The sequence below is a fragment of the Corynebacterium sp. LaCa_70 genome, assembly GCF_058182015.1.
The window spans coordinates 1,428,228-1,452,478 of sequence record NZ_CP190914.1 but is presented as its reverse complement, the minus strand read 5'-3'; the positions used below and the strand labels follow the sequence as shown (position 1 = coordinate 1,452,478).

At 56.1% G+C, this 24,251-nt stretch carries 22 protein-coding genes; 18 read left to right on the top strand and 4 right to left on the bottom strand.

All coding sequences use genetic code 11. From position 1 onward, the window contains the following. The first annotated feature begins 99 nt into the window (after nucleotides 1–99). From ACP8MI_RS06600 to ACP8MI_RS06585, 4 genes are read left to right on the top strand one after another with little or no spacing between them, the layout of a single operon-like run. The gene (locus tag ACP8MI_RS06600) at nucleotides 100–501 is read left to right on the top strand and encodes a YraN family protein (protein WP_284575753.1); all 402 of its coding nucleotides are present in this window, start codon (nucleotides 100–102) and stop codon (nucleotides 499–501) included. After that, a complete protein-coding gene (locus tag ACP8MI_RS06595) occupies nucleotides 491–2,038 on the top strand; it encodes a YifB family Mg chelatase-like AAA ATPase (protein WP_284589457.1) in 1,548 nt (515 codons plus the stop codon). The genes ACP8MI_RS06600 and ACP8MI_RS06595 overlap by 11 nt, the downstream gene beginning before the upstream one ends. Beyond that, nucleotides 2,035–3,294 (top strand): DNA-processing protein DprA, encoded by a 1,260-nt coding sequence (gene dprA / locus ACP8MI_RS06590; RefSeq protein ID WP_284589458.1) that lies wholly within the window; start codon nucleotides 2,035–2,037, stop codon nucleotides 3,292–3,294. The genes ACP8MI_RS06595 and dprA overlap by 4 nt, the downstream gene beginning before the upstream one ends. Nucleotides 3,295–3,340: 46 nt before the next feature. Next, on the top strand, nucleotides 3,341–4,336 hold the full coding sequence (locus tag ACP8MI_RS06585; protein WP_284589459.1) for a tyrosine recombinase XerC: 996 nt from the start codon (nucleotides 3,341–3,343) through the stop codon (nucleotides 4,334–4,336). 56 nt (nucleotides 4,337–4,392) lie between these two features. Here the strand turns inward: ACP8MI_RS06585 and ACP8MI_RS06580 are convergent, their stop codons facing one another. Next, nucleotides 4,393–4,953, bottom strand: a complete 561-nt coding sequence (locus ACP8MI_RS06580; protein ID WP_284589460.1) for a peptidoglycan DD-metalloendopeptidase family protein — start codon at nucleotides 4,951–4,953, stop codon at nucleotides 4,393–4,395. 475 nt (nucleotides 4,954–5,428) lie between these two features. Between ACP8MI_RS06580 and rpsB the strand changes: the two genes are divergently transcribed. The 6 genes from rpsB to rlmN all read left to right on the top strand — a co-directional run bounded on the left by rpsB (nucleotide 5,429) and on the right by rlmN (nucleotide 10,997). Continuing rightward, the gene (rpsB, locus tag ACP8MI_RS06575; protein ID WP_018119770.1) at nucleotides 5,429–6,247 is read left to right on the top strand and encodes a 30S ribosomal protein S2; all 819 of its coding nucleotides are present in this window, start codon (nucleotides 5,429–5,431) and stop codon (nucleotides 6,245–6,247) included. Nucleotides 6,248–6,337: 90 nt separating this feature from the next. Further along, nucleotides 6,338–7,165, top strand: a complete 828-nt coding sequence (gene tsf / locus ACP8MI_RS06570) for a translation elongation factor Ts (RefSeq protein WP_284589461.1) — start codon at nucleotides 6,338–6,340, stop codon at nucleotides 7,163–7,165. A gap of 267 nt (nucleotides 7,166–7,432) precedes the next feature. Beyond that, a complete protein-coding gene (gene pyrH, locus ACP8MI_RS06565; protein ID WP_049148525.1) occupies nucleotides 7,433–8,128 on the top strand; it encodes a UMP kinase in 696 nt (231 codons plus the stop codon). Between the two features lie 72 nt (nucleotides 8,129–8,200). Continuing rightward, a complete protein-coding gene (gene frr / locus ACP8MI_RS06560) occupies nucleotides 8,201–8,758 on the top strand; it encodes a ribosome recycling factor (RefSeq protein ID WP_018119767.1) in 558 nt (185 codons plus the stop codon). A gap of 177 nt (nucleotides 8,759–8,935) precedes the next feature. Continuing rightward, complete coding sequence (locus ACP8MI_RS06555) at nucleotides 8,936–9,829, top strand: phosphatidate cytidylyltransferase (RefSeq protein WP_018119766.1); 894 nt, start codon at nucleotides 8,936–8,938, stop codon at nucleotides 9,827–9,829. A 40-nt stretch (nucleotides 9,830–9,869) separates the two neighbouring features. After that, the gene (rlmN, locus tag ACP8MI_RS06550; RefSeq protein WP_026167741.1) at nucleotides 9,870–10,997 is read left to right on the top strand and encodes a dual-specificity RNA methyltransferase RlmN; all 1,128 of its coding nucleotides are present in this window, start codon (nucleotides 9,870–9,872) and stop codon (nucleotides 10,995–10,997) included. Nucleotides 10,998–11,102: 105 nt separating this feature from the next. Here rlmN and ACP8MI_RS06545 read toward each other — a convergent pair whose 3' ends face one another. Next, nucleotides 11,103–11,540, bottom strand: coding sequence for a DUF2631 domain-containing protein (locus ACP8MI_RS06545; protein WP_018119764.1), 438 nt, complete (start codon nucleotides 11,538–11,540; stop codon nucleotides 11,103–11,105). Nucleotides 11,541–11,748: 208 nt separating this feature from the next. Between ACP8MI_RS06545 and dxr the strand changes: the two genes are divergently transcribed. The 7 genes from dxr to map all read left to right on the top strand — a co-directional run bounded on the left by dxr (nucleotide 11,749) and on the right by map (nucleotide 19,892). Beyond that, complete coding sequence (dxr, locus tag ACP8MI_RS06540; protein WP_284589462.1) at nucleotides 11,749–12,966, top strand: 1-deoxy-D-xylulose-5-phosphate reductoisomerase; 1,218 nt, start codon at nucleotides 11,749–11,751, stop codon at nucleotides 12,964–12,966. 26 nt (nucleotides 12,967–12,992) lie between these two features. Then, complete coding sequence (locus tag ACP8MI_RS06535) at nucleotides 12,993–14,213, top strand: M50 family metallopeptidase (RefSeq protein WP_284589463.1); 1,221 nt, start codon at nucleotides 12,993–12,995, stop codon at nucleotides 14,211–14,213. 67 nt (nucleotides 14,214–14,280) lie between these two features. Beyond that, nucleotides 14,281–15,444 (top strand): flavodoxin-dependent (E)-4-hydroxy-3-methylbut-2-enyl-diphosphate synthase, encoded by a 1,164-nt coding sequence (ispG, locus tag ACP8MI_RS06530; protein ID WP_284589464.1) that lies wholly within the window; start codon nucleotides 14,281–14,283, stop codon nucleotides 15,442–15,444. 32 nt (nucleotides 15,445–15,476) lie between these two features. Next, on the top strand, nucleotides 15,477–17,327 hold the full coding sequence (locus tag ACP8MI_RS06525) for a penicillin-binding transpeptidase domain-containing protein (RefSeq protein WP_284589465.1): 1,851 nt from the start codon (nucleotides 15,477–15,479) through the stop codon (nucleotides 17,325–17,327). Nucleotides 17,328–17,390: 63 nt separating this feature from the next. Beyond that, nucleotides 17,391–18,269, top strand: a complete 879-nt coding sequence (locus ACP8MI_RS06520; protein ID WP_284589466.1) for an APC family permease — start codon at nucleotides 17,391–17,393, stop codon at nucleotides 18,267–18,269. Between the two features lie 46 nt (nucleotides 18,270–18,315). Beyond that, nucleotides 18,316–18,882 (top strand): APC family permease, encoded by a 567-nt coding sequence (locus ACP8MI_RS06515; protein WP_284589467.1) that lies wholly within the window; start codon nucleotides 18,316–18,318, stop codon nucleotides 18,880–18,882. A gap of 143 nt (nucleotides 18,883–19,025) precedes the next feature. Continuing rightward, nucleotides 19,026–19,892, top strand: coding sequence for a type I methionyl aminopeptidase (gene map, locus ACP8MI_RS06510; protein WP_018119757.1), 867 nt, complete (start codon nucleotides 19,026–19,028; stop codon nucleotides 19,890–19,892). A gap of 9 nt (nucleotides 19,893–19,901) precedes the next feature. Here map and mtr read toward each other — a convergent pair whose 3' ends face one another. Both mtr and ACP8MI_RS06500 read right to left on the bottom strand, forming a co-directional pair. Then, nucleotides 19,902–21,347, bottom strand: coding sequence for a mycothione reductase (mtr, locus tag ACP8MI_RS06505; protein WP_284589468.1), 1,446 nt, complete (start codon nucleotides 21,345–21,347; stop codon nucleotides 19,902–19,904). Next, nucleotides 21,347–22,375 (bottom strand): alpha/beta hydrolase, encoded by a 1,029-nt coding sequence (locus ACP8MI_RS06500; RefSeq protein WP_239210769.1) that lies wholly within the window; start codon nucleotides 22,373–22,375, stop codon nucleotides 21,347–21,349. Before ACP8MI_RS06500 ends, mtr begins: the two co-directional genes overlap by 1 nt. A 234-nt stretch (nucleotides 22,376–22,609) precedes the next feature. On the opposite strand from ACP8MI_RS06500, the gene mqo reads away from it, so the two are divergent. Continuing rightward, entirely contained in the window at nucleotides 22,610–24,106 is a 1,497-nt protein-coding gene (mqo, locus tag ACP8MI_RS06495; protein WP_284589469.1) for a malate dehydrogenase (quinone), read from the top strand. Nucleotides 24,107–24,251: the final 145 nt, after the last annotated feature.

Sequence of the window (24,251 nt, the reverse complement as noted above, 5' to 3'; positions counted from 1 at the left end):
TCCCGGACATACTGCTTGTTTGGGGGCGCTTGCCGACGAAAACTAGCGGTATCTGGAAAAGCTTCAGATACAGCAACTGTTTTGTTGGGGGAGTTTGTCATGCCTACCCATGCACGCCAATTGGGCCAACGCGGCGAAGTGATTGCGCAAGATTTTTATCGCAACCGAGGTTATGAGGTCGTCGCTAGCAATGTGTATTACCGCGGCGGTGAAATCGATCTGATTGTCCGGCCTACTGCGGGCCCACCCGGTGCCGTTGTTTTCGTGGAAGTAAAAACTCGTAGTAGTACCGCATTTGGTGCGGCCGAGGCTGTGACTGCCCAAAAATTGCGGCGTATGCGTCATGCTGCAGCTCGGTGGCTGAGTGAGCAACAGCGTTGGCAGCGCCCCTCGTTGTTGGGGCCGGTCCGCTTTGATGTTGTGGTGGTTCGAGCTGATGTTGATCCAGAAAAAGGCGCTGCCGTAGAAATTTTCGAGGGGGTAGAACACGGTGCTTGCTAAAACTCATACCGTTGCCTTGTCTGGTGTTCATGCCGATATCGTTACCGTCGAAGCCAATATTGGTCCCGGGCTCCCGGGCATCCACGTGGTCGGGTTAGGCGATGCAGCCGTCAACGAATCACGTGATCGTATCCGTACTGCAGTAGCGAATGCGCAATTAGGTTGGCCGAAAACCAAAATCGTGGTGTCTATGTCCCCGGCGGGCTTGCCGAAGTCCGGTTCGCATTTTGATTTACCGACGGCGCTGGCGATTTTGGAAGCCGCAGAACGTTCGCATCGATTAGAACATCGGGATTTAGATTCCACCTTAGTGCTGGGCGAGCTTGGATTGGACGGGCGTGTGCATGCGGTCGCCGGGATCGTACCAGCGCTGTTGGCAGCACGCCGTTTCGGTTTTGATACCGTGATTATCCCGCCTGCGAATGCCGCTGAAGCCGCACTGCTTGATGACATGAACGTTCTGGTCGCACCCACGCTGAGCGCCGCGTATTACTGGATGCGTGGTGAGGCAGAGCTTGCCGACGCTCACCGTTATGCCAATCATCCTGATAGGTCGGGGCCTCCGAGGTTGGATTTCGCGGATATCGCAGGCCAAGAAGAAGCGATCCGCGCAGCAGAAATCGCGGCAACTGGTGGCCACCACCTGTTATTGATCGGCCCGCCAGGTTCTGGAAAATCCATGCTGGCTGCTCGCATACCGGGGATCATGCCGGAGCTGACGACCTCGCAAGCGTTGGAAGTCAGCGCGGTGCATTCTGTTCTGGGAACTGGCAGCGCACCCAGGTCGGTGATTACCCAGGCACCGTATATCGCCCCACACCATTCCATCACCCGCGCCGGGCTACTCGGTGGTGGCTCTGGAAATCCGCGCCCTGGTGCGGTGAGCCTGGCGCATCACGGTGTGTTGTTTCTTGACGAGATTTCGGAAATGCCAGCAGCGATCGTCGATAGTTTGCGTACCCCGTTAGAGCAAGGCGAAGTGCGGCTAGTGCGCAACCGCCGAGAAATTATTTTCCCGGCGCGGTGCCAGCTGATACTCGCAGCGAACCCGTGCCGGTGTGCCGCCGAGGATGCCACGAAGTGTCGCTGTCGACCGCATGAGCGCATGCGCTATTTAAATAATCTGTCTGGGCCGATGCGCGATCGGTTGGATATGACTGTCCGGACACATTCGCAGGCGGCGACGTTGGTGAGTAAGAATGCGCGCAGTTCGGCAGAAATAGCGGATGCGGTGGCCCAAGCGCGCGAGCGTAGTGCCCACCGCTGGATGAAAGCAGGTATTGCGGTCACCACTAATGCCTCGGTACCTACGACGCTGCTACGTCGTGATTTCGCAGCCGATTCTGCTGGCATGGCATTGTTGCAGGCTCATTTGGCGCAGGGTGATATCACGCAGCGGGCTGTCGACAAGGTGTTAAAACTGGCGTGGACGCTCTGTGATCTGTCAGGTGTGGCACAACCGGGTTTGGAAGAAATTGCCCAGGCCATAGAAATACGCGGTGAGATGGCACAGCCGCAGCAGGAGCTTGCGGTATGACCCACGAGGGAATGAACGACACCAGCGATAACGGCGGCAGTAGTAGTACCAGTAGTAGTACTAGCAGCAGCGGTAACAATGCTGAACGCTATGCCTGGGCATATCTCAATCGAGCCATCGAGGGGCCATCGCAACCACTCTGGCAGCTATTACGCGCCGGGAGGGATGCCACAGAAATTGCGCACGGGGTGCGCAGACGGGCGAGCTGGCTGCACGACCTGTTGGGACAAACAGAAGCCCGGCATGACTGGTGCCGGTGGGAACAAGACCTGGAAATAGCCACCCGCTACGGTGCACGCTTGGTCACCCCGGACGATGCTGAATTTCCGACGGAAACATTTGACGCAGCCTTTGGCTTTGCAGAACTCGGAGCAGCGCGTGCAGCGAGTGGTTCGAGCAGCGGGGCAGGAGCTAGCGCGCCGCCGCATGGTTTGTGGGTGCGCGGACAGGACCTTCGACAACTGGTTGCGCAAGCTGTCGCTATTGTCGGTACGCGTTCGATGAGCGCATACGGGAAAGCCGCCACCGAGCAGTTAGTGCGGGGCCTTTCTCCTGCGCAATGGACAGTAATCGCCGGAGGTGCACTAGGCATTGATGCCGCAGCACACTCAGCTGCTTTGGCTTCGGGAGGAAAGACCATGGTCATTACTGCCTGTGGCGTGGACAAGGTCTACCCGCGCGCTCATACGAGGTTGTTTCAGACCATAGCCGCAGGCGAGTCCGGGGCGATGGTGACCGAATACCCACCGGAAACGCCGCCACAACGACACCGCTTCCTTACTCGCAACCGACTAGTTGCGGCATTAACCGAAGGCACCGTGGTAGTAGAAGCCGCCTGGCGCTCTGGGGCACTCAATACTGCGCACTGGGCGGAAGGATTCGGTAAAACCACGATGGCGGTACCAGGGCCGATAACCACAGTAGGATCACTAGGCTGCCACCAACTCCTCAAAGACGGCCGAGCACAGCTGGTTACCAGCGCCGATGACGTACGAGAACTACTCGGAAGCATCGGCGAGGTTGACGCGACCGGGCAATACGAACTGCAATTTAGCCCCGACCCAATACAAAAACTATCGCGCAATGAACTCCGCATCTATGACTGCACCCCAGCACACGGTTTTCCCGGGAAGACAGCCGAAGAAATAGCCACAGAAGCTGGAATGCCGCTAGGGCTTGCCGTTCACCTGCTGTTGGAACTCCACAAAACCGGGCTTGTGACACGCGAAGCTGGACGGTTTACCCGCACATCCTGACAACGCGAACAGGACCAGCCCGCGTACCGGCCTATAATCAACCGCTATGGACACGGGCACAGAGAAACCGCGCACCCAAGGTAAGCAGCGCAGCCAATTGCACGAAGCCATCGATGACTTCACCGACTATCAACACTTTGTGCAAGGCCGCTCGCCAGCCACGGTGCGCAGTTACCGCAGCGACCTGTACGATCTCGCAACCCATATTCCCACCTTTGCCGAATTCCGCTTGCCCGCCTTACGCGCATGGCTGGCGACGGCAGTCCGCGATGGGAAATCCCGGGCGACGATTGCGCGCCGGGCTTCGTCGGCCCGGGCTTTTTCCACCTGGGCGCAACGACAAGGCCATCTGGATGCCGATATTGCTGCCCGACTGCACAATCCGAGTGCCGCTAATACCTTGCCCACCGTGCTTGCTGTTGATGAAGCCGCCAATGTGGTCTCGTCGACAACAAGGCAAACAGCAAGCAATGATTCAGGCTCAGACCCACTTAGCCAGCGCGATACTGCGATCCTCGAATTGCTGTATGCCTCCGGCCTGCGAGTTGCCGAACTCGTCGCGGTCAACCTTGCAGATCTCGACGTGGACCGCGGCACCATCAAAGTCACGGGTAAGGGAAACAAGCAACGAGTCGTCCCCTTTGGGCGTACCGCCGCGCACGCATTGAGCACCTGGATTGAACACGGTCGCCACGCCGTGCTCAAAAAAGCACACAGAGGTACAGACACCAATCACGACTCCCGTGGAAGCAAAAACCAGCATCAAGAACCTGCATTATTCGTTGGCGCTCGTGGCAAACGAATAGACCAACGCCAGGTAAGACGAATCGTCGAGCGCGCCGGGATGGCGCACGGAATCAGTTCATTAAGTCCGCACGGCCTACGCCACTCAGCAGCGACGCATTTATTAGAAGGCGGGGCAGATCTACGCGTGGTGCAAGAAATCCTGGGGCATGCCTCCCTGCAAACGACGCAGCGGTATACCCATGTGACTGCCGAACGACTCAAACAGGTACATGCGCAGGCGCACCCACGGGCGTGATGGGGTGATGCCCGGGGGCGGTAACGATGCGGAATTTTCTTGCGGGCAAATCCCCGCTAATCCCAGGGCTTCAAGCGGATGATTACCTCATCTAAGAGATCCAAAGGATTGATATAGGTTTTCGGGCCAGTTCGTGCTCCCCAATGCAAGCCAGGTTCGCCGTTTATCGGCGGAGCCAAGGTGCCAATGATTTCGCCGGCAATAACGTGATCTCCGGCGCTGACCCGAGCAAAAACAGGCTGGTACGTGGTACGCAGACCACCGTCGTGGTTAATCGAGATAGTCGGTGTGCCCGCTACCGTGCCCGCGAAATGCACGGTGCCGGAACCGGCTGCGGCGATAGGCGCGCCGATGGCGATATCGAGATCGACCCCGCGGTGGCCGGGTAACCAGTCCTGCTCGGGCGGGGCAAAACCTTGTAACACGGGAGACGGGGAGGCGCTGCGGGTGCCGGGGTCAACGTAATTTCCAGGAAAATCTGTGGAAGCAGACTCTTCTGACGCCTCGGCGGGGGCGGCGTGGACGGTCGGCGTGACGTCGGCAAGCAGAGAAAAAGCCAGAGCCACGATGGCAAGAATTGCGGCGTGCGGATGAGGGATTGGCGGCAGATTCGTCATGGTTACACAGCATGTCGGAAAAGCGATGTGTACTCGTCGGAGCGTCGCTATGACTGTGGATAAAGTGATAGCAGACTACAGTAGTGACATAACGAAGCGCAGTTGTGGATAATTTCGGGACATCGTGCGCAAAAAGTTGGTGTTATCTGCCTGTTTAACCTAAGATACCGCTCAGCAGTGTGTGTTATGCGCACTGACTACGCGCGATGAAGTTTTTCGTCATCCCATAACAGCACCGAGGGTGGTGGAAAACCGGCGCCGACGTGGTCTCCTAAGCCTCCAATGATTGTGCTAAATCGTGTGGAGGCGCAGCGGAGTGTTGGCGACGGACTTCATTGCCAGGGCAAGGGATAAAAACCCTTGCGCAACAAACACGGGGCTGATAACGCTGCAACACAGCACTACAGCTACGCAGCGGTATGGCCCTGTGACGTCCGTAAACAACCAAAACTATCTACCGAAAAGGAAGCTAACCATGGCAGTTGTAACCATGCGCGAGCTCCTCGACGCGGGTGTCCACTTTGGTCACCAGACGCGTCGCTGGAACCCAAAGATGCGTCGCCACATCTTCACCGATCGCAACGGCATCTACATCATCGATCTTCAGCAAACCCTGACGTTCATCGATGAGGCATACGAATTCGTGAAGGAAACCGTCGCTCACGGCGGCACCATCCTGTTTGTCGGCACCAAGAAGCAGGCACAGGAGGCTGTCGAAGAAGAAGCAAAGCGCGTCGGCATGCCATACGTCAACCACCGTTGGCTCGGCGGTATGCTCACCAACTTCCAGACCGTCACCAAGCGTCTGACCCGCATGAAAGAACTGCAGGCTATGGATGCGGCTGAGGACGGCTACAAGGGCCGCACCAAGAAGGAAGTTCTGACCCTGACCCGTGAGCGCGAGAAACTCGAGCGCGTTCTGGGCGGTATCTCTGAGATGACCAAGACTCCTTCCGCACTGTGGATCGTGGACACCAACAAAGAACACATCGCTGTTTCTGAGGCTCACAAGCTCAACATCCCAATCGTTGCCATCCTGGACACCAACTGTGACCCAGACGACGTTGACTTCCCAATCCCGGGTAATGACGACGCCATCGGCGCTACCAAGTTGCTGTCTCGCGTCATCGGTCACGCAGTCGAAGAAGGCAAGAAGGCACGCGAAGAGCGTAAGCTGGCTGCCGCTAAGGAATCTGCTGGCGATTCCGCTGACAAGGAACAGCGCGATGCCGCAGAAGCTGCTGCCGCCGCTGATCCAGCATCGGCAGAAGGCGCTTCTTCCGAGCAGGCTTAAGCTTGGCGCCGAAACGTAGCTGATGAGCGTTTCGGCGTTTTCCCTATTGTTTCTATCAAAGGTTCCTATACAAGGAGGATCGCCCACACTATGGCGAACTACACCGCTGCAGACGTAAAAAAGCTTCGTGACATGACCGGCTCCGGCATGATGGACTGCAAGAAGGCGTTGGCAGAAAACGACGGAGACTTCGACAAGGCCGTTGAGACCCTGCGTATTCAGGGCGCCAAGGACGTCGGCAAGCGCGCAGACCGCGATGCTTCCGAAGGCCTGATCGCTGTTTCCGGCAACACCATGGTCGAAGTTAACTGCGAAACTGACTTCGTTGCTAAGAACCAGGACTTCATTAACTTCGCCCAGAAGATCGCCGACGCCGCCGCTTCCGCAAAGGCTAACTCCCAGGAAGAACTGGTTGCAGTCGAGGTTGACGGCAGCACCGCTGGCGATTTGATCCAGGAGCAGTCCGCCAAGATCGGCGAGAAGCTGGAACTGAAGCGCGCCGCCACCGTAGACAGCGACAAAGTGGCTATCTACCTGCACAAGCGCTCCGGCGACCTGCCACCATCAGTGGGTGTCATGGTTTCCTACGAATCCGATGCTGACAACGCTGATAACGTCGCCCGCGCTGCCGCCATGCAGGTTGCTGCATTGAAGGCCAAGTACCTGACTCGCGAGGACGTTCCTTCCGAGATCGTCGAGAAGGAAAAGGCTATCGCTGAGCAGATCACTCGCGAAGAAGGCAAGCCAGAAAAGGCCATCCCGAAGATTGTCGAAGGTCGCCTGAATGGCTTCTACAAGGACGTCGTTCTTTTGGAACAGCCATCCTTGGAAGACAACAAGAAGACTGTCGCTCAGCTAACTGAAGAAGCAGGCGTGAAGCTGACCGGTTTCCGTCGTTTCGAGGTTGGTCAGGCATAAACCCTGATGCAGGCGCCTTGCGCACTGCTTACCCGGTAAACCCTCGCCATTACGGCGAGGGTTTTGCTGTATCTGGGGTAGCGGGCCTAAGCCCTGATTGTGGGGTTGCGTACATACCTTGTGGGGAGGATTGTGTGCCGAGCCAGGGCTCTAATTGCTAGGCTAGTGAGCCGAGAAGGTAGCATGGAAGCTATTGTCTGCACAGCCAAGGAGAGAACAACGGTGACTGACACCGAGAGTGCCCAAAGAACCCGCTATAAACGCGTCATGTTGAAACTCGGCGGAGAAATGTTTGGCGGTGGAACCGTCGGCATTGACCCGGATGTGGTCGAAAACGTGGCCCGCCAAATTGCCGAGGTAGCAAAAACCGGCGCGGAAATCGCCGTCGTTATCGGTGGTGGCAACTTCTTCCGAGGCGCTGAGCTATCCCAGCGCGGAATGGATCGGGCCCGCTCGGACTACATGGGCATGCTCGGTACAGTCATGAACTCATTGGCGCTGCAGGACTTCCTGAAGCAACTGGGCGTGGACTGCCGTGTGCAAACCTCTATCAACATGGCCCAAATCGCAGAGCCTTATCTGCCATTGCGTGCCGACCGGCACTTGGAAAAGGGACGCGTGGTCATTTTTGGCGCGGGCATGGGAATGCCGTATTTCTCTACGGATACCACTGCGGCTCAGCGCGCCCTGGAAATTGGGGCAGAGGTGCTGTTTTTGGCCAAGGGTGTCGATGGAGTCTATTCCGATGATCCACGGTATAACCCAGATGCTGAACTCTACGCAGAAATTACCCCACGGGAAGTCATCGAAAAGGGCCTGAAGGTTGCTGATGCCACGGCCTTTAGCCTGTGCATGGATAATGACATGCCAATTTTGGTGTTCAATCTGTTGACTGAGGGCAATATCGCCCGCGCGGTAGCCGGGGAACGTATTGGCACCCTGGTAACCTCACAGGAAAGCTAGAAACAGCTGGATAGCTGGACACACTAGTTCGGCTGCAGATCTGCATTACTCGATTACATACAGGATTTATTCATGATTGATGATATTTTGCTGGAAGCAGAAGAGCGCATGGCCGCCTCTGTTGAGCACACCCGTGAAGACCTCACCACCATTCGCACCGGCCGGGCGAACCCATCGATGTTTAACGGCCTGGTCGCGGAATACTACGGTGCCCCGACACCTATTACCCAGATGGCGACGGTCTCGGTACCTGAACCACGCATGTTGCTGATCAAGCCTTATGAGCAGTCGATGATCGGTGAGATTGAAAACGCAATCCGCAACTCTGATCTCGGCGTGAACCCAACGAACGACGGCCAAGTGCTGCGCGTGACTATCCCGCAGCTTACTGAGGAACGTCGTAAAGACATGGTAAAACTTGCTCGTTCCAAAGGCGAAGACGGCAAGATTGCTATCCGTAACGTTCGCCGGAAAGCCATGGAGCAGTTGAAGAAGCTGCAAAAAGATGGCGAAAGTGGCGAAGACGAAGTCAAGGCGGCAGAAGCCGAGATGGAAAAAGTGACCGGGAAGTACGTCGATTCCATCGATGACGTCGTCGGCAACAAAGAATCCGAATTGATGGAAGTCTAAATTCTTTTCATCATTTTGCCAACGTCGCACTGTGAGTGTGGTTAACTCGCAGTGCGACGTCTTTCTACAACCAGCATTAGCGCTGCCACGAACACGGTGCATGCGTGCATGCCAGGTACGCGGTCACTCAGCGAACACTGTCACTAAGAATTCCAGACACGGGCCTTAAGGAGGGGTATGAAGGAATCGAAACCCGGTTGGTCACTGCGTGGCCACCTCCCATACCCAAAAAACGATGCCGGCCGTGATCTTCGCGTAGCAATCGGTGTTGGTGTGTTGCTGGGCGCGCTGGTTATTGGCGCGCTGTTGATTGGCCCGGTCGCGTGGTATCCGGTTGTTTCTATCGGCGTGGCCGTGGCTATGTGGGAAGTGCTCTCACGCTTGCGGGAAAACTCCTACAGCCTGCCGTTTTATCAAATGATCATCATGGGCCAAGCCATGGTGTGGCTGTCGTGGCCATTTGACATCACGGGCTTGGTTGCGGCGTTTGTTGCATCCGTTTTGGTTTTGATGTTCGGCAGGCTATTTCATAATGGCAGGCACGCTGCCCCGCAGAATTATTTGCGTGATATGTCCGTTGGCGTATTCGTGCTGATGTGGATCCCATTGTTCGCCTCGTTTGGCGCGATGCTGTCGCATCTGAGTACTCCATGGGCATCGGGTAGTGCCTCGATCGCGACCTTTATGTTATGTGTCGTGGCCTCCGATGTTGGTGGTTATGCCGCTGGCGTCATGTTTGGTGCCCACCCCATGGCGCCTGCGGTGAGTCCGAAGAAATCCTGGGAAGGTTTTGCGGGCTCAGTGTTGTTTGGCATGATCACTGGGGCGCTGAGTGTACATTTCTTGCTGCATGATGATTGGCGCATCGGCCTCGTGCTGGGCGTGGGGTTAGTAATTTGCGCCAGCCTGGGCGATCTTGTGGAGTCGCAATTTAAACGTGAATTTGGCATCAAAGACATGTCAGCAATTCTTCCTGGCCACGGTGGACTCATGGACCGTATTGACGGCATGCTGCCCGCGGCCATGGCTACGTGGTTGCTGATTAATACGCTGGTGGAATATAGCGCTTAGCGATTTGTCCATACGCTTCGAACAAGGCAGTATGGCAGTCATGCCACAACCAGTTAAACTCGATTTTTCCTCCCCAAAGCGGGGCCTTCCGCCAAAGCATTTTGCGGACTTGAGTGAACAGCAACGCATCGACGCGTTAGCCGAGCTGGGGTTACCAAAATTCCGTGCCAATCAGATTGCGCGCCACTATTACGAGCGTTACGAAGCCGATCCGACGACGATGACGGATCTACCTGCCGACGCCCGGGACAAAGTCGCAGATGCTCTATTTCCACAGCTGATGACACACCTGTATTCCAAGGAAACCGATGACGGTCATACCTCAAAGTCGTTGTGGCGTCTGCATGATGGAACCTTGTTGGAATCGGTAGTGATGCGCTATCCGAACCGTGCCACACTGTGTATTTCTTCGCAGGCTGGGTGTGGCATGAACTGTCCATTTTGCGCGACTGGCCAAGGCGGGTTGGACCGTAACCTCTCAGTCGCAGAAATGACAGAGCAGGTGCGTCATGCAGCGAAAACTCTTGCCGACGAAGGCTCGCGTTTGTCGAATATCGTGTTTATGGGCATGGGTGAGCCACTGGCAAACTACAAGCGCGTGAAGGACACCGTCGCCCAGATTATTGCCCCCGGTCCGAAGGGATTCGGTATTTCTGCTCGTAACGTGACAGTCTCCACGGTGGGACTGGCACCAGCTATCCGCAAGCTTGCCGACGAGCAGATGAACGTCACCCTGGCGGTTTCTTTGCATACGCCGGACGACGAATTCCGCGATACCTTGGTGCCCGTGAATAACCGTTGGTCGGTAGAAGAAGTGCTGGATGCCGCGAAGTACTACGTGGAAAAGACCTCACGCCGTGTTTCTATTGAATATGCTTTGATCCGCGATAAGAATGATCAGGATTGGCGTGCGGATCTCCTCGGAGAGAAGCTGTGGAAAGCCTTGGGCACCAAGGTGCATGTGAACTTGATCCCGCTGAACCCAACCCCAGGCTCAGAATGGGATGCCTCGCCGAAAGACCGACAAGACGAGTTCGTCCGTCGCGTTTCGCAGTGGGTACCGTGCACCGTTCGTGATACCAAGGGACAAGAAATCGCGGCAGCCTGTGGTCAGCTGGCTGCCGAGGAAGAAGCAGACCGAAAAATGGAAGCTGAAGCCAGAGTTTAACTCGGGAACGTATTTTGGGTTTGAGAAAGCTCCACGTACAACAATAGCCACCCCGAAACCGGGGTGGCTATTAGTTTGATGCGGTATGAGTAACCGCGGTGGTGATTAGCCCTCGATAGATTCGTTGCGCTGGCCGGCACGCAACTGAGCAACACGCGCTGGGTCGATGTTCATCGAGCGCAGCTGCGAATCGGTCAGCTCAGCGTAGACACCGGTGAGGGTCGCCTGCTGGTAAGCCCATTCTGGTTCTTTGTGGTTTTCGCCCTTGTTGCGACCGGTCAGGGTGCGTACCTGAGAAAGCTTTGGTTCAAACAGGTGGATGAGCAAGCCAAGTGCAATCAGAATCGCGAAAATAAACAGGTAGATGGTCTCGACGTGACCCTCGTGGTTACCGAAGTTCAACCCCAAGAGCCACAGGACGGAAATCCAGCCAGTCACCTGGATGGTGGTGCGCTTTACGGCGCTGTAACCCCAGGCCGCCGAGGGAACATCGAGGGTAGATACACCGTTATGTACCTGCGGTGCGGGTTCGTGGGAAGCCACAGCGGATACTCCTTCACATCAACGTCAGTTAAACCTGTGTCCGGTGCACCACCAGAACAAACCTGCTTGCTCCCGACAACGGTGTGAGTTGACGGGACCATGGTGTCTATTGTGGTGGCAAGTGCCGAACTTGAAACATAGCTGTCTTTATTCTTGCATACCGACGGGTATAAAGCGATTAAGGCATCTAGGCGATAAAGTAGCGGGCGTGATTGGTGCAGAACACAAACAGCAGACGGTAGCTCCGGAAACCGGCCACAAGCGCACTGTCGTCGTGGTGGGCTCGACCGGGTCGATCGGCACCCAGGCCTTAGAAGTTATCGCCGATAACCCGGATAAGTTTGAGTTAGTTGGGCTCGCCGCGGGTGGCTCGCGGCCGGAGTTGCTGTGTCAGCAGGCACGACATTTCGCGATTTCAGCGGAATTTCTCGCCGTCGCCGATAAAGCCGCAGCGCAGAAGATCTCGCAAGAATTCGGCGAAAATATTGCGAGCGGTCCGGATGCAGCGGCTACGCTGTGTGCGGCTGCCCACGCAGATGTCGTACTCAACGCGATGGACGGTTCGCGCGGGTTGCCGGTCACGCTTGCTGCGCTGAGCGCAGGCTCGACACTGGCGCTGGCGAATAAAGAATCCCTCGTTGCTGGTGGACGTTGGGTATTAGAACAAGCAGCAGAGGGCCAGATTGTTCCGGTTGATTCTGAGCATTCTGCTATGGCGCAGGCTCTGCGTTCTGGGCGTCGGCAAGAGCTTTCGCGGTTGGTGCTTACTGCCTCCGGGGGCCCGTTTCGCGGATGGGACCGCGAACGTATGTGGGATGTCACTCCGCAGCAAGCCGCAGCGCACCCGACATGGTCGATGGGGCAGATGAATACGCTCAATTCCGCGACTTTGGTTAATAAAGGCCTTGAGCTGATCGAAGCCAGCTATCTATTTGATTTTCCCGCCAGCAACATTGACGTGGTGGTGCATCCGCAGTCGATCGTGCACTCAGCGGCGACGTTTTGCGATGGCTCTACGCTTGCGCAGGCCTCGCCGCCGTCGATGAAGCTTCCGATCGCATTGGCATTGGCGTGGCCGAACCGCCTCCCGCATGCGCAGCCGCCGATCAACTGGCAAGACGCACAGTCGTGGGAATTTCTGCCGGTGGATAACGATGCTTTTCCCGCCCTGGATTTAGCCCGCACTGCGCTTGCTACCGACGGTCTACCCGCAGTGTTTAACGCTGCCAATGAGGAAGCCGCTACCGCATTCTTGCGTGGGCAGCTCCGTTTCCCACAGATTGTTGATGTCGTCGGCACCGTGATGGAGACCCTCGCACAGCAACCGGGACCGCTTGCTCACAGCCTCGACGATATTTATGAACTGGAAAAAGCCGCCCGCCGCGTTGCCGGGGAACACATCACACGCGCGCACCGCCTGTCCTAGTGCGTAGTTAAGGTAGAGTTTTCGCGATGGCTTTTATTCTTGGCATTTTCCTGTTTGCCCTGGGCATTGCGGCCACGATCGCACTGCATGAGGCCGGGCATATGGTTTCGGCGCGGGCATTTGGTATGTGCGTGCGTCGCTTTTATGTGGGCTTCGGCCCGTCCGTACTGTCGTTTACCAAAGGGCATACCCGGTATGGGCTAGCTGCGCTTCCGCTTGGTGGCTTTTGTGACATTGCTGGTATGACCGCGATGGACGAGATGACGGAGGAGGAAAAGCCGCATGCCATGTACTCCAAGCCGGCGTGGCAGCGTATTGCGGTGTTGGCGGCGGGCCCATTCGTCAATGTTGTGCTCGGGTTGCTGATCTTGTTCTTTGTCGCGGCGAGTGCTGGGTTGCCAGATCCGCATGCCGACGTCCGGGCGAAGGTAGGCGAGGTGACGTGTTCTGCGGATCAAAAGGCGCCCATTCAGGCGGATGCGCCTGCTGAATTAGAAGACTGTACGGGCCACGGCGCTGGTGGAGAAGCCGGAGTTGTCGCCGGAGACATTATTACCGGACTTAACGGCGAACAGCTGGATAATTTCATGCAGTTCCGCGATGAGGTCCAGGACCGGCCGGGGGAGACCGTCACGCTGGATATTGAACGTGATGGCCAACAGTTGCAGCTGGATGTCGAGCTGGACTCTGTGGTGCGTTACGACGCCGACGGCCAGCCACAGACCGTCGGCTCGGTTGGCCTGACCAACGCGCCGCTGGATGTGCATCGTGAATACAACGTTATTGAGGCGATACCGGCGAGTCTCGATTATTCCTGGTACATGCTGAAAGCCACGGTGGACGGCATTATTGCTTTCCCAAGTAAGATCCCCGCGGTTGCGGCTTCCATTTTTGGTGCAGAGCGAGAACAAGATGGCCCGATGAGCGTGGTGGGTGCCTCGCGTGCGGGCGGTGAACTCGTCGAACGCGAGCTGTGGCCGATGTTCTGGATGATGCTAGCGACGCTGAATTTTTTCCTCGCGCTGTTTAACATGATCCCGCTGCCGCCTTTCGACGGCGGGCACATCGCGGTGGTGCTGTGGGAAAAGCTGCGCAACCTTGTCCGTCGACTGCGTGGCCAAGAACCAGGTGGCCCGGCGAATTATGAAAAATTGCTGCCGTTGACCTACGGCATGGCGGCATTACTACTGACTGTCGGTGTGATCGTCATTATTGCCGATCTGGTCAATCCCATCATGCTGTTTTAGCAGTGTGTAGTAGTTGCTGGCAGTGTTAGAATATTGCCAGCACGTTCGCAATTTGCAAGGAGAATACATGCCAACTCCGATTGGACTCGGAATGCCGGAAGGTCCGCCGCCAACGCTGGCTCCGCGGCGTAAGACGCGTCAGCTTATGGTCGGTGATGTGGGAGTCGGATCGGATTATCCGGTTTCAGTACAGTCGATGACGACGACCAAAACCCATGATATTAACGCAACGTTGCAGCAGATCGCCCAGCTGACTGCTACCGGCTGCGATATCGTCCGGGTTGCGTGCCCGAAGCCTATCGATGCTGAGGCACTACCGGCGATCGCGAAAAAGTCGCCGATTCCGGTGATTGCGGACATCCACTTCCAACCGAAGTACATTTTCCAGGCCATTGATGCCGGGTGTGCCGCGGTACGCGTGAACCCCGGCAATATCAAGGAGTTCGATGGCCGGGTGAAAGCAGTTGCCAAGGCGGCTGGCGATGCGGGAATTCCCATCCGCATCGGCGTCAACGGCGGCTCGCTAGACAAACGCTTGCTGCAAAAATATGGCAAGGCAACCCCGGAAGCCTTGGTGGAATCCGCGATCTGGGAGGCCTCCCTGTTCGAAGAACACGGCTTCGGTGATATTGCGATTTCGGTCAAGCATTCCGATCCAGTGCTGATGGTGGAGGCATATCGACAGTTGGCAGCCAAGACGGATTACCCGCTGCACTTGGGCGTGACAGAAGCTGGTCCGTTGATGATGGGCACCATTAAGTCTTCGGTAGCTTTCGGTGCACTGCTTTCGCAAGGAATTGGCGATACCATCCGCGTGTCGTTGTCAGCTGATCCGGTAGAAGAAATCAAAGTTGGCGAGCAAATCCTGCAGGCGATGAACCTGAAGGAACGCAAGCTGGAGATCGTTTCTTGCCCTTCGTGTGGTCGCGCCCAGGTGGATGTGTACAAGTTGGCCGAAGAAGTCACCGAAGGCCTCGACGGCTTGGAATTCCCGTTACGCGTTGCTGTGATGGGATGCGTCGTTAATGGCCCTGGTGAGGCTCGCGATGCTGATCTTGGCGTGGCATCGGGTAACGGTAAGGGACAGATTTTTGTGAAGGGGCAGGTCGTGAAGACCGTCCCCGAATCACAGATTGTCGAGACTCTGATTGAGCAGGCGAATATCATCGCTGAGGAACAGGGCTTGGAAGCACAAGAAGGCGCTAAGGCCGATGTGCGCGTCACTTCCTAAAATCATGACGTTGTCGTGTTAGTCTTTTCGTCATGAAAAAGACGGTTGCGCTGCTGGTTTCCGCTGTCATTGGCGGTTCTACGCTGGCGGCGTGCACCCCAAAGCCAGCCTCTGCAGACCCGGTCGCCCAAGAATTCTTGGATGCCATGGCCGAACGCGATGCGGAGGCTTTATCTGATGTTGTGGACAACCCACAGGACATCACGAACGCAATCGACGATACTTTCACGGGATTACAGGCAGAAGGCCTCACCGCCACTCTGGACGACGTCGACGTCAATGATTCGATAGCCACGGCGCGTTATTCCATGCATTGGGATCTCCCGCGCGATCGCGAGTTGGTCTATGACACTGAGATGACGTTGACGAAGGCGTCTGATGAGTGGACTGTGCGCTATAAGCCGACGATCATTCACCCGGATCTCGGGGCTAATCAACACCTGGAATTGCGTGCGGTCGAAGCAGCTCGTGCCAGCGTGGTGTCCTCGGATGGGGTAGAGCTCTTGTCGCCAGGAGTTTCGCACCGGTTGTTGGTCGATACCGCCCAGTTGGATGATCCCCGCGCGGCTGCAGCGCGTATCGCTAGTGCGGTCAATGCTGCCAGTCACAGGGATACGACAATTTCTTCACTGGATGCTCCTGAGCTGGCATCGTCATTAGAAGGCATTGATGGGATTTATTCGGTTGGTGTGTATTCCGCCGATGAAGGCCCGGCGATTGCCGAGGACCTTGCAGGCGTGCCCGGGGTCCGCCTGAACGAGGAACCGGCGATGGTTCCGGTGGAAAAAGACTTTGCGCCGGATATTATGTCGCGAGTGACCCGGATCGTTGGCGATGATCTGGAAGGAGCTAACGGCTGGAAAGTGAGCGTGGTCAATCCCCAGGGGGCTGCGCTGTCCGACGTGAGTGTGCATGATGCAGACCCGGCCCCGGCGCTGAAAGTAGCGATCGATTACAACGTACAACGGGCGGCACAAGATGCCGTCGCCATGCGGGAAGATAAACAAACCATGTTGGTGGCGATGCGTCCGTCGACGGGGGAAATTCTCGCGGTCGCACAAACTCCGGAAGCAGATAAAGACGGCGATATTGCCCTCAATGGGCATTATCCACCCGGATCGGTATTCAAAATCATTACCGCGGCAGCTGGAATCGAACACCAGGATGTTAGTCCGGGAACGTATGTCGGCTGTCCGGGAACGATGAATATCCAAGGCCGCACCGTGATTAACTACAATCAGTTCTCGCTGGGTACCGTTCCGCTACAGCGCGCATTCGCTGCGTCATGTAACACCACGTTTGCGGAAATGTCGACGAACCTCGCGCCAGGTGAATTGGAACAGACCGGCAAAAAATTTGGCCTCGGGATTGACTATGAGATCCCCGGATTAGTGACCATCACCGGGGAAATTCCAGAAGGCGAAACCGCGTTTGAACGCACCGAAGCTGGTTACGGCCAGGGCCTGGATCTGGCTAGCCCATTTGGTTTTGCTCTAGTCTCGGCGACAGTGGCTGCAGGGCACCGCCCTGTGCCGACGCTGATCGAAGGTCATGAGACAACACCGAGTGAAGACGTCCCAGGTCCGTCCCCGGAAGCTATTGAAGGTTTGCGCTCGATGATGCGGGAAGTTGTCGCCTCGGGTACCGCTGCGGGTATGCAAGCCGGAGGCACGATCCACGGCAAAACCGGTGAGGCGGAGTACTCCGGAGGATCCCACGCGTGGTTTACCGGTTTCCGAGACGACGATATCGCTTTTGCCACGCTGGTCGTCGACGGTGGTGGCTCGACCACGGCGGTGAATGTTTCTGATCGCTTCTTCCAACGCCTCGATGAACTACGTGCCGGAGCAGGTACGCCTGCTGACACAGCCGATGAGGGATAGATGGTTCCGGTTTTTAGGGCCACGTAAATCACAGACTTGTGTGATCCGCGTTATGCTTGATTCATGCCTGACAGTGAATCTATAGACAGACCGGTAACATCCACCAATCCGCAAACAACTGGCGTCGCTGACAACGCCCCGGCATTGGACAAAACATTCAAGCCGTCCTGGGTCTTCGCCATGGCGCTGGGCTCTGCGATTGGTTGGGGCGCTTTCATTCTTCCCTTCGATTGGATGAGTGAGGGAGGCCTGTACGGTACGCTACTGGGCTTTCTCATTGGTGGTTTCGCCATCCTTGTCGTCGCTTTTAGCTATGGATTCGTGGTGCGGGCATTGCCGGTCACCGGCGGTGGCGTAGCCTTTGCTCTTGCCTCGCTGGGTCGAATACACGCGTTTATTGCCGGTTGGGCGCTGACACTCGGCTACGCGGGTATCGTTGCGCTGAATGCTTCGGCGATCACGCTGGTCTTCCGCGTGACGCTGCCGGATCTTTTTATGCGCAACAAGCTCTACGAGGTTGCTGGCTGGGATATTTATTTGCCAGAAGTGCTGATTGCGTCGCTATTTATCGTTGTTTTCGGGTTTTTGAACTACCGCGGAGCGTCGATTTCTGGCCGTTTCCAGTTCTACGCTGTGGTGCTGATTATCGTCAGTGTTGCCATAATTTTTGTGTCCATGGTGATTTATTACTTCACCAACGACATCACCATGGCACCTGGCTATCCGACCGATACCTCGCCGGTCGCCGCAATTGCAGTGATTGTTGCTTTCGCCCCTTGGGCCTATGTCGGTTTCGATAGCGTGCCACAGTTGGCCGGCGAATTTAATTTTTCACCCCGTAAAGCTTTGGGGTTGCTGATCTGGGGTGTTTCGATTGCGACGTTGATCTACATGACGATGATGATCGCCACGTCAATCGCAGTCAGCCGATGGGCACGCTAACTATGCAGACGACGCCTGGCCACCGGCTGCTGCTATCAGCGACGTCATGGGTCCAGTCGGGTTGATCCTCATGGTGATTGCCGTCAGCGCCGGAGTTTTGACTGGACTTAATGGTTTCTATACCGCGACCTCGCGCGTGTTGTTCACCATGGGCAAAGCACAGATGTTGCCGAGTCAGGTCTCTCATATCCACCCGAAACACAACACGCCGGTCATCGCGATTGTGGTGACGGCATTGCTGTGTCTGATTAGCCCGTGGTTTGGTCGCGCAGCACTGAATTGGGTCGTGGATATGACCAGCGTGGGTATCACCATCGCGTATTTCTATGCTTGCTACTGCGCGTACAAGATCGCTCGTGATGGCAAACTCCGATCGGTCCAGCTAGAAACCGGGAGCAATCCAGTACAGAAGTGGATTAGCCTCGCGGGCTGCATCCTATCGTTGGGCTTTATGGCCTTGTTGCTGGTACCGAGCTCGCCAGGCATGCTGAATACCGAATCGTTCTACGCGCTGGTCGCGTGGGTAATTCTTGGGCTCGGTTTCTTCTGGATGCGTTCAAAGGTCTACCTCTCGCAAGATGAAGACGAACTGAAAAAGGTCGTGCTGCAGTAAATAGTGGCTTCTTCAGCGTGGTTGCAGTTGCCGCTGCGTTTGTCTCTGTCTTCGTCTTTGCCTTCGTCTTTGCCTTCCAGCGCCAGGCGTCGACAAGCACCCACGACCTCATCATCCTGGTGTAGGTATTACCATGGGGAGCCATGACTCAACGTGGAAAGCTCTCCCCAGGAAAACAAACTCCAATACGCACGGTTCCGGACCATATCGAACGTCCGGAATACGTATGGAAGGACACCGTCCAAGAAAATATCGGTGAGCCGTTCATCCAGAAGCCAGAAACCATCGAGGCTATGCGTGAATCCTGCGAAATCGCCGCGAACGCGCTCGAAGTCGCAGGCCGCGCCGTCGCCCCGGGGGTTACCACCGACGAACTCGACCGTATTGCGCATGAATACATGTGCGACCACGGCGCTTATCCGTCGCCACTGGGATACATGGGCTTCCCGAAATCTTGCTGCACCTCTCTCAACGAGATCGTCTGCCACGGCATTCCGGACTCTACCGTGATCCAGGAAGGCGATATCGTCAACATCGACGTCACCGCATACAAAAACGGCGTCCACGGTGACACCAACCGCACCTTTCTGGCAGGGGAAGTCTCCGAAGAACACCGCCTGTTGGTTGAGCGCACCGAAGAATCACTGATGCGCGCAATCAAGGTGGCAAAGCCGGGTAGGGAAGTAAACGTTATTGGACGCGTCATAGAATCGTATGCCAACCGTTTTGGCTACAACGTGGTGCGCGATTTCACTGGCCACGGCGTCGGCCCGACTTTCCACAACGGTTTGGTCATCTTGCACTACGATTCTGATCACTACCGCGATGTCCTCGAACCAGGCATGACCCTGACCATCGAGCCAATGATCAACCTCGGATCACTGGATTATGACGTCTGGGACGACGATTGGACCATCCAGAACTCGGACGGCAAATTCACCGCCCAGTTCGAGCACACCATCGTCATCACTGACGACGGTAATGAGATTCTGACGAACCCGACTATCTAAGGCGCCGGTCTAAAACTCCAGGCCAAGCAGTGCGTTTTCGGTGACTTCCGGCAGTGCTGGGTGAATCCAGTACTGCTGCGTCGCTACCTCGCGGACGTCCTGGTCAAAGGCCATGACCTGCACCATCTGTTGGATCAGCGTGGAGGCCTGCTCGCCGAAGTAATGCGCACCGAGCAACCGGCCGGTGTTGCGATCTGCAATCAGTTTGGCCACACCCTGCGAATCATTCATCGCCCAGCCATACGCAACATCACCATAATTTTGTACCTTCACGGTGATATCGAAACCAGCCTCGCGGGCTTCATCTTCGGTCATGCCGACGGTGGCAATCTGCGGGTGCGTGAAAATCGCTGATGGCACGTGATCGTGCGGCATCGGACGCAGATCTTCCGGGTGCAGCATATTGTGCTTGAGCACGCGAGTTTCAGCGTTAGCGACGTGCTTCAGCATGTACGGCGAGGATACATCGCCGAGTGCCCACACGCCGTCGGCAGTCGTGCGGCCGTAATCATCAACTTTGACGCGTCCGTCCTCACGCATCTCGATGCCTGCGGCATCCAAGTTCATCTGATCGCCGTTCGGCACGCGTCCGGTAGCAACCAGCAAGACATCTGCTTCTTGCGTGCTGCCGTCGTCATAGGTCACGCGGACACCATGCTCGGTATCTTCCACCTCACTGATGTTCAGGCCAAAACGCACGTCGACAGCGTCGGTCATGGCCTGGTTGAAGCGAGATTTGATGTCCTGATCCAGGTGTTTCAACAACTCTTGCCCGCGCACTGCGACAGTAACGTCCGTGCCTAAACCATGAAAGACATGTGCGAATTCCATGGCGATGAACCCGGCGCCGACAATGATCATCGATGTCGGCTGCTTATCCAAACGCATGATGTCTTCGTTGGTATAAAACCGCGCGCCAGATTTAGCGATTGGTCCCGGAATCATTGGGCGAGAACCAGTTGCAACCACGATCTCGTCGCCGGTGACGACGCAATCGGAACCATCGGCGCCAGCACCGGCAACTGTCAGCGATTTCGGCCCGTTAAACGTGGCGTGCCCAGCATAGACGTCGATATTTGGGCATTCGTCGCCACGGCGATATTCTTCGCCACCCTGCGCGATCAGGTCGATGCGATTGGCAAATACACGCTCCACGATGGAGTTCCAGTCAACTTTGGTGACCTCACCGTGGATGCCCAGGTGCTGTGATTCGCGTGCTGCCAGTGCGATGTCAGCAGCGTAAACGTACATTTTTGTGGGAATGCAGCCAACGTTTAGACAGGTGCCGCCAAACCGGCCCTTTTCGATGATCGCGATGGATTTATTCGCAAAATTTTCGTCTGGGATCGAGTTGGCAGAACCGGTACCAATGATCACAAGGTCGTAATGTTTCGCCTCGTTATTGTCCGCATTATTGTTTGCCGTCGATGGTGCTGGTGCAGATTTTGTGCTCATTAGTGAGTAATCACTCCGTTTCGTTCTAGCCACGTGAGGGTGGTCTCGCAAGCGTTTTCGCGCACTGCCAGACGGGAAAGGAATACGTCGTGCATGGCTCCTTCTAAAGGAGCGAGCGTGACGTCTGGAGCCAAGTACGGCGTCCATTTCCACATGTGCTCAACGTCTAATATGATATCGGCCTGTTGGGCTTTGTCCATGGTGGAAGTTCCCACCGCTGACTGCGTCGACGATAATGTCAACACAGGAACACCCGCATTTATTTCATCCCGATGAATCCGTCCCTGGGCGGTGATGATCGCGCGGATCCATCCCATGTGCTTGTTGAAGCCACCCAACGGCTTGAATCGTAGATCGATGTCCCATTCCCCGTCATAGTTTTGGTGTAGTGAGCGCCCGTATACATCCATCACGCCACCGGGGAAGGGGATGCCAGGAAAAATCTTGCCGACGCCTGCCAGCACTGGGCGCGCAATTTTTGCTAGAAAATCAGACACCGGCAGTTCCATCCATGGGCTATTGAGCACCAAGGCTGCGCAGCGTGCGTGTAGTTGGGGTTTTTCGCGGCGCAGGTAATCCAGCCATAGCGGTGCAATTAAACCGCCCGTGGAATGGGCTAGTGGAATGATTCGTTTGTGCGGTGCTCGTTCGTGGGCTGCGGTAATAAGTTCTGCCGCGGCGTCGAGCTCTTCGTAGTATTCGGCGATATCGAGGCAGTGGTGTGCGGTTTGCCCGTCGCGTAACGACCGCCCGCATTTACGTAAATCGAGTGCGTAGAACGCGAATCCCTGGTGATGGAAGTATTCGGCGACGTGCTTGTGGAAGAAATAATCAGTGAGTCCATGAATCCACAAGATTGCTGGGCGGGCAGCCCAATCGTCGGCAAGCGAGTCTGGACCCGAACTGCTGGTGTAGCGCACAAGTGTGGCATACGCCGTGGTGTGTTCAGTTGTTTCAGTACCGAAATCAAAGGTGAGCTGCTGGAATGGTGTGCCCAGCACGCTGTCGGTTACCCAAGAATTATTCATGGCAACAGTCTAGGCACAACGATCGGATCGTGGAGCAGTAGCCGGTATGCACTCACTGAGTGTGGGGGATAAATGGGCCACGGTTATTCGCGTATTAGCTCACACAGGGCGTATGGTAAATAAGGTAAAAGGCAAGTAAATTTTCGCCAGGCGTATCGCTTCGCGCTCATCTTTCCGGGCGCGGTGTGCAACGCGTGGCGGAAGCGGTGCAATCGAATACGAAGAGGTAGTCAGGTGTCCAAAAACCCCAACCCGAAACCCACCGATGATGTAGACATTGTTCTAATCGGCGGAGGCATCATGAGCGCCACGCTCGGCGCCATGCTCCGCGAACTGGAACCGAGCTGGTCGCAAATGGTTTTCGAGCGCTTGGATGCACCGGCCATGGAATCCTCGTCGCCGTGGAACAACGCGGGTACTGGCCACTCCGCTCTCTGTGAACTGAATTACACCCCGGAAAAGAACGGCACCATCGACCTGTCCAAGGCAGTGGGTGTTAACGAAAAATTTCAGATCTCACGTCAGTTCTGGGCGCATCAGCTCAACAACGGCATTTTGTCGGATCCGAAGCAGTTCATCAACAAAGTCCCGCACGTGTCTTTCGGTAAGGGTACTGATCAGGTCGGCTATATCGAGCGTCGCTTTGAAGCATTGCGCGATAACCACATGTTCCCGGACATGAAATTTACCGACGACCGCGAAGAATTCGCGGAAAAACTGCCGGTGATGGCAAGCGGCCGTAACGATAACGAAAAGGTCGCGATCTCCTGGACCGACAAGGGCACCGACATCAACTTCGGTGCGCTGACCAAGCAATTCTTCACCGCAGCAAAGGCCGCAGGTACGGAAATGCGCTACGGCCACGAGGTAAAAAATCTGACCAAGGACGGAAACAAGTGGAAAGTTACCGTCAAAAACCTGCACACCGGTGACACGAGCGTCGTCAAGGCCAACTTCGTTTTTGTCGGTGCCGGAGGCTACGCACTGGATCTGCTGCGTAAGGCTGGGCTTTCGGAAGTGCACGGCTACGCAGGTTTCCCGGTCTCCGGTCTCTGGTTGCGTTCGACTAACCCGGACCTGATTGAGAATCACTCGGCCAAGGTTTATGGCCAGGCTATGACCAAAAACGCTCCACCAATGTCGGTTCCGCACTTGGACACCCGCGTGATCGATGGCAAGAAGGGCCTGATGTTTGGTCCATACGGTGGCTGGTCACCGAAGTTCTTGAAGAAGGGCTCGTACCTGGATCTGTTCAAGTCTATCCGCCCGGATAATATTCCTTCCTATTTGGGCGTTTCTGTTCAGGAATTCAACTTGACCAAGTACCTGGTCACCGAGGTGCTACAAGACTTTGACAAGCGCATGGAAAACTTGCGCAACTATGTCCCAGATGCGAAAAACGAGGACTGGGAGATCGTTACTGCGGGCCAGCGCGTGCAGGTGATTAAGCCAGCAGCTCCACCGCATTTCGGTTCCTTGGAATTCGGCACTGCTTTGATCAACAACACCGAAGGCTCCATCGCCGGTCTACTGGGCGCATCGCCAGGAGCATCCATCGCACCAGCCGCCATGCTGGAGCTGCTGGAACGCTGCTTCGGAGAAAAGATGATCGAATGGGCTGACAAGATCTACGAGATGATCCCGTCCTACGGCACCAAGCTCTTCAAGGACGAGAAGATGTACCACGAGCTGTGGGAGTTTACCCAGAAGACGCTAAAGCTGGAAGACTAAAACCCACCTACAGCTAGTGTTTTCCGGGCACGCATGCCAGGAAGCGCGCTTAGTGCGCGCTGTGGAGCTGCTGGATATAACTATCGCACAAGGACGACAAGGGGTCCGCGCCCTAGGGCGCGGACCCCTTCTGCTTTATTACACA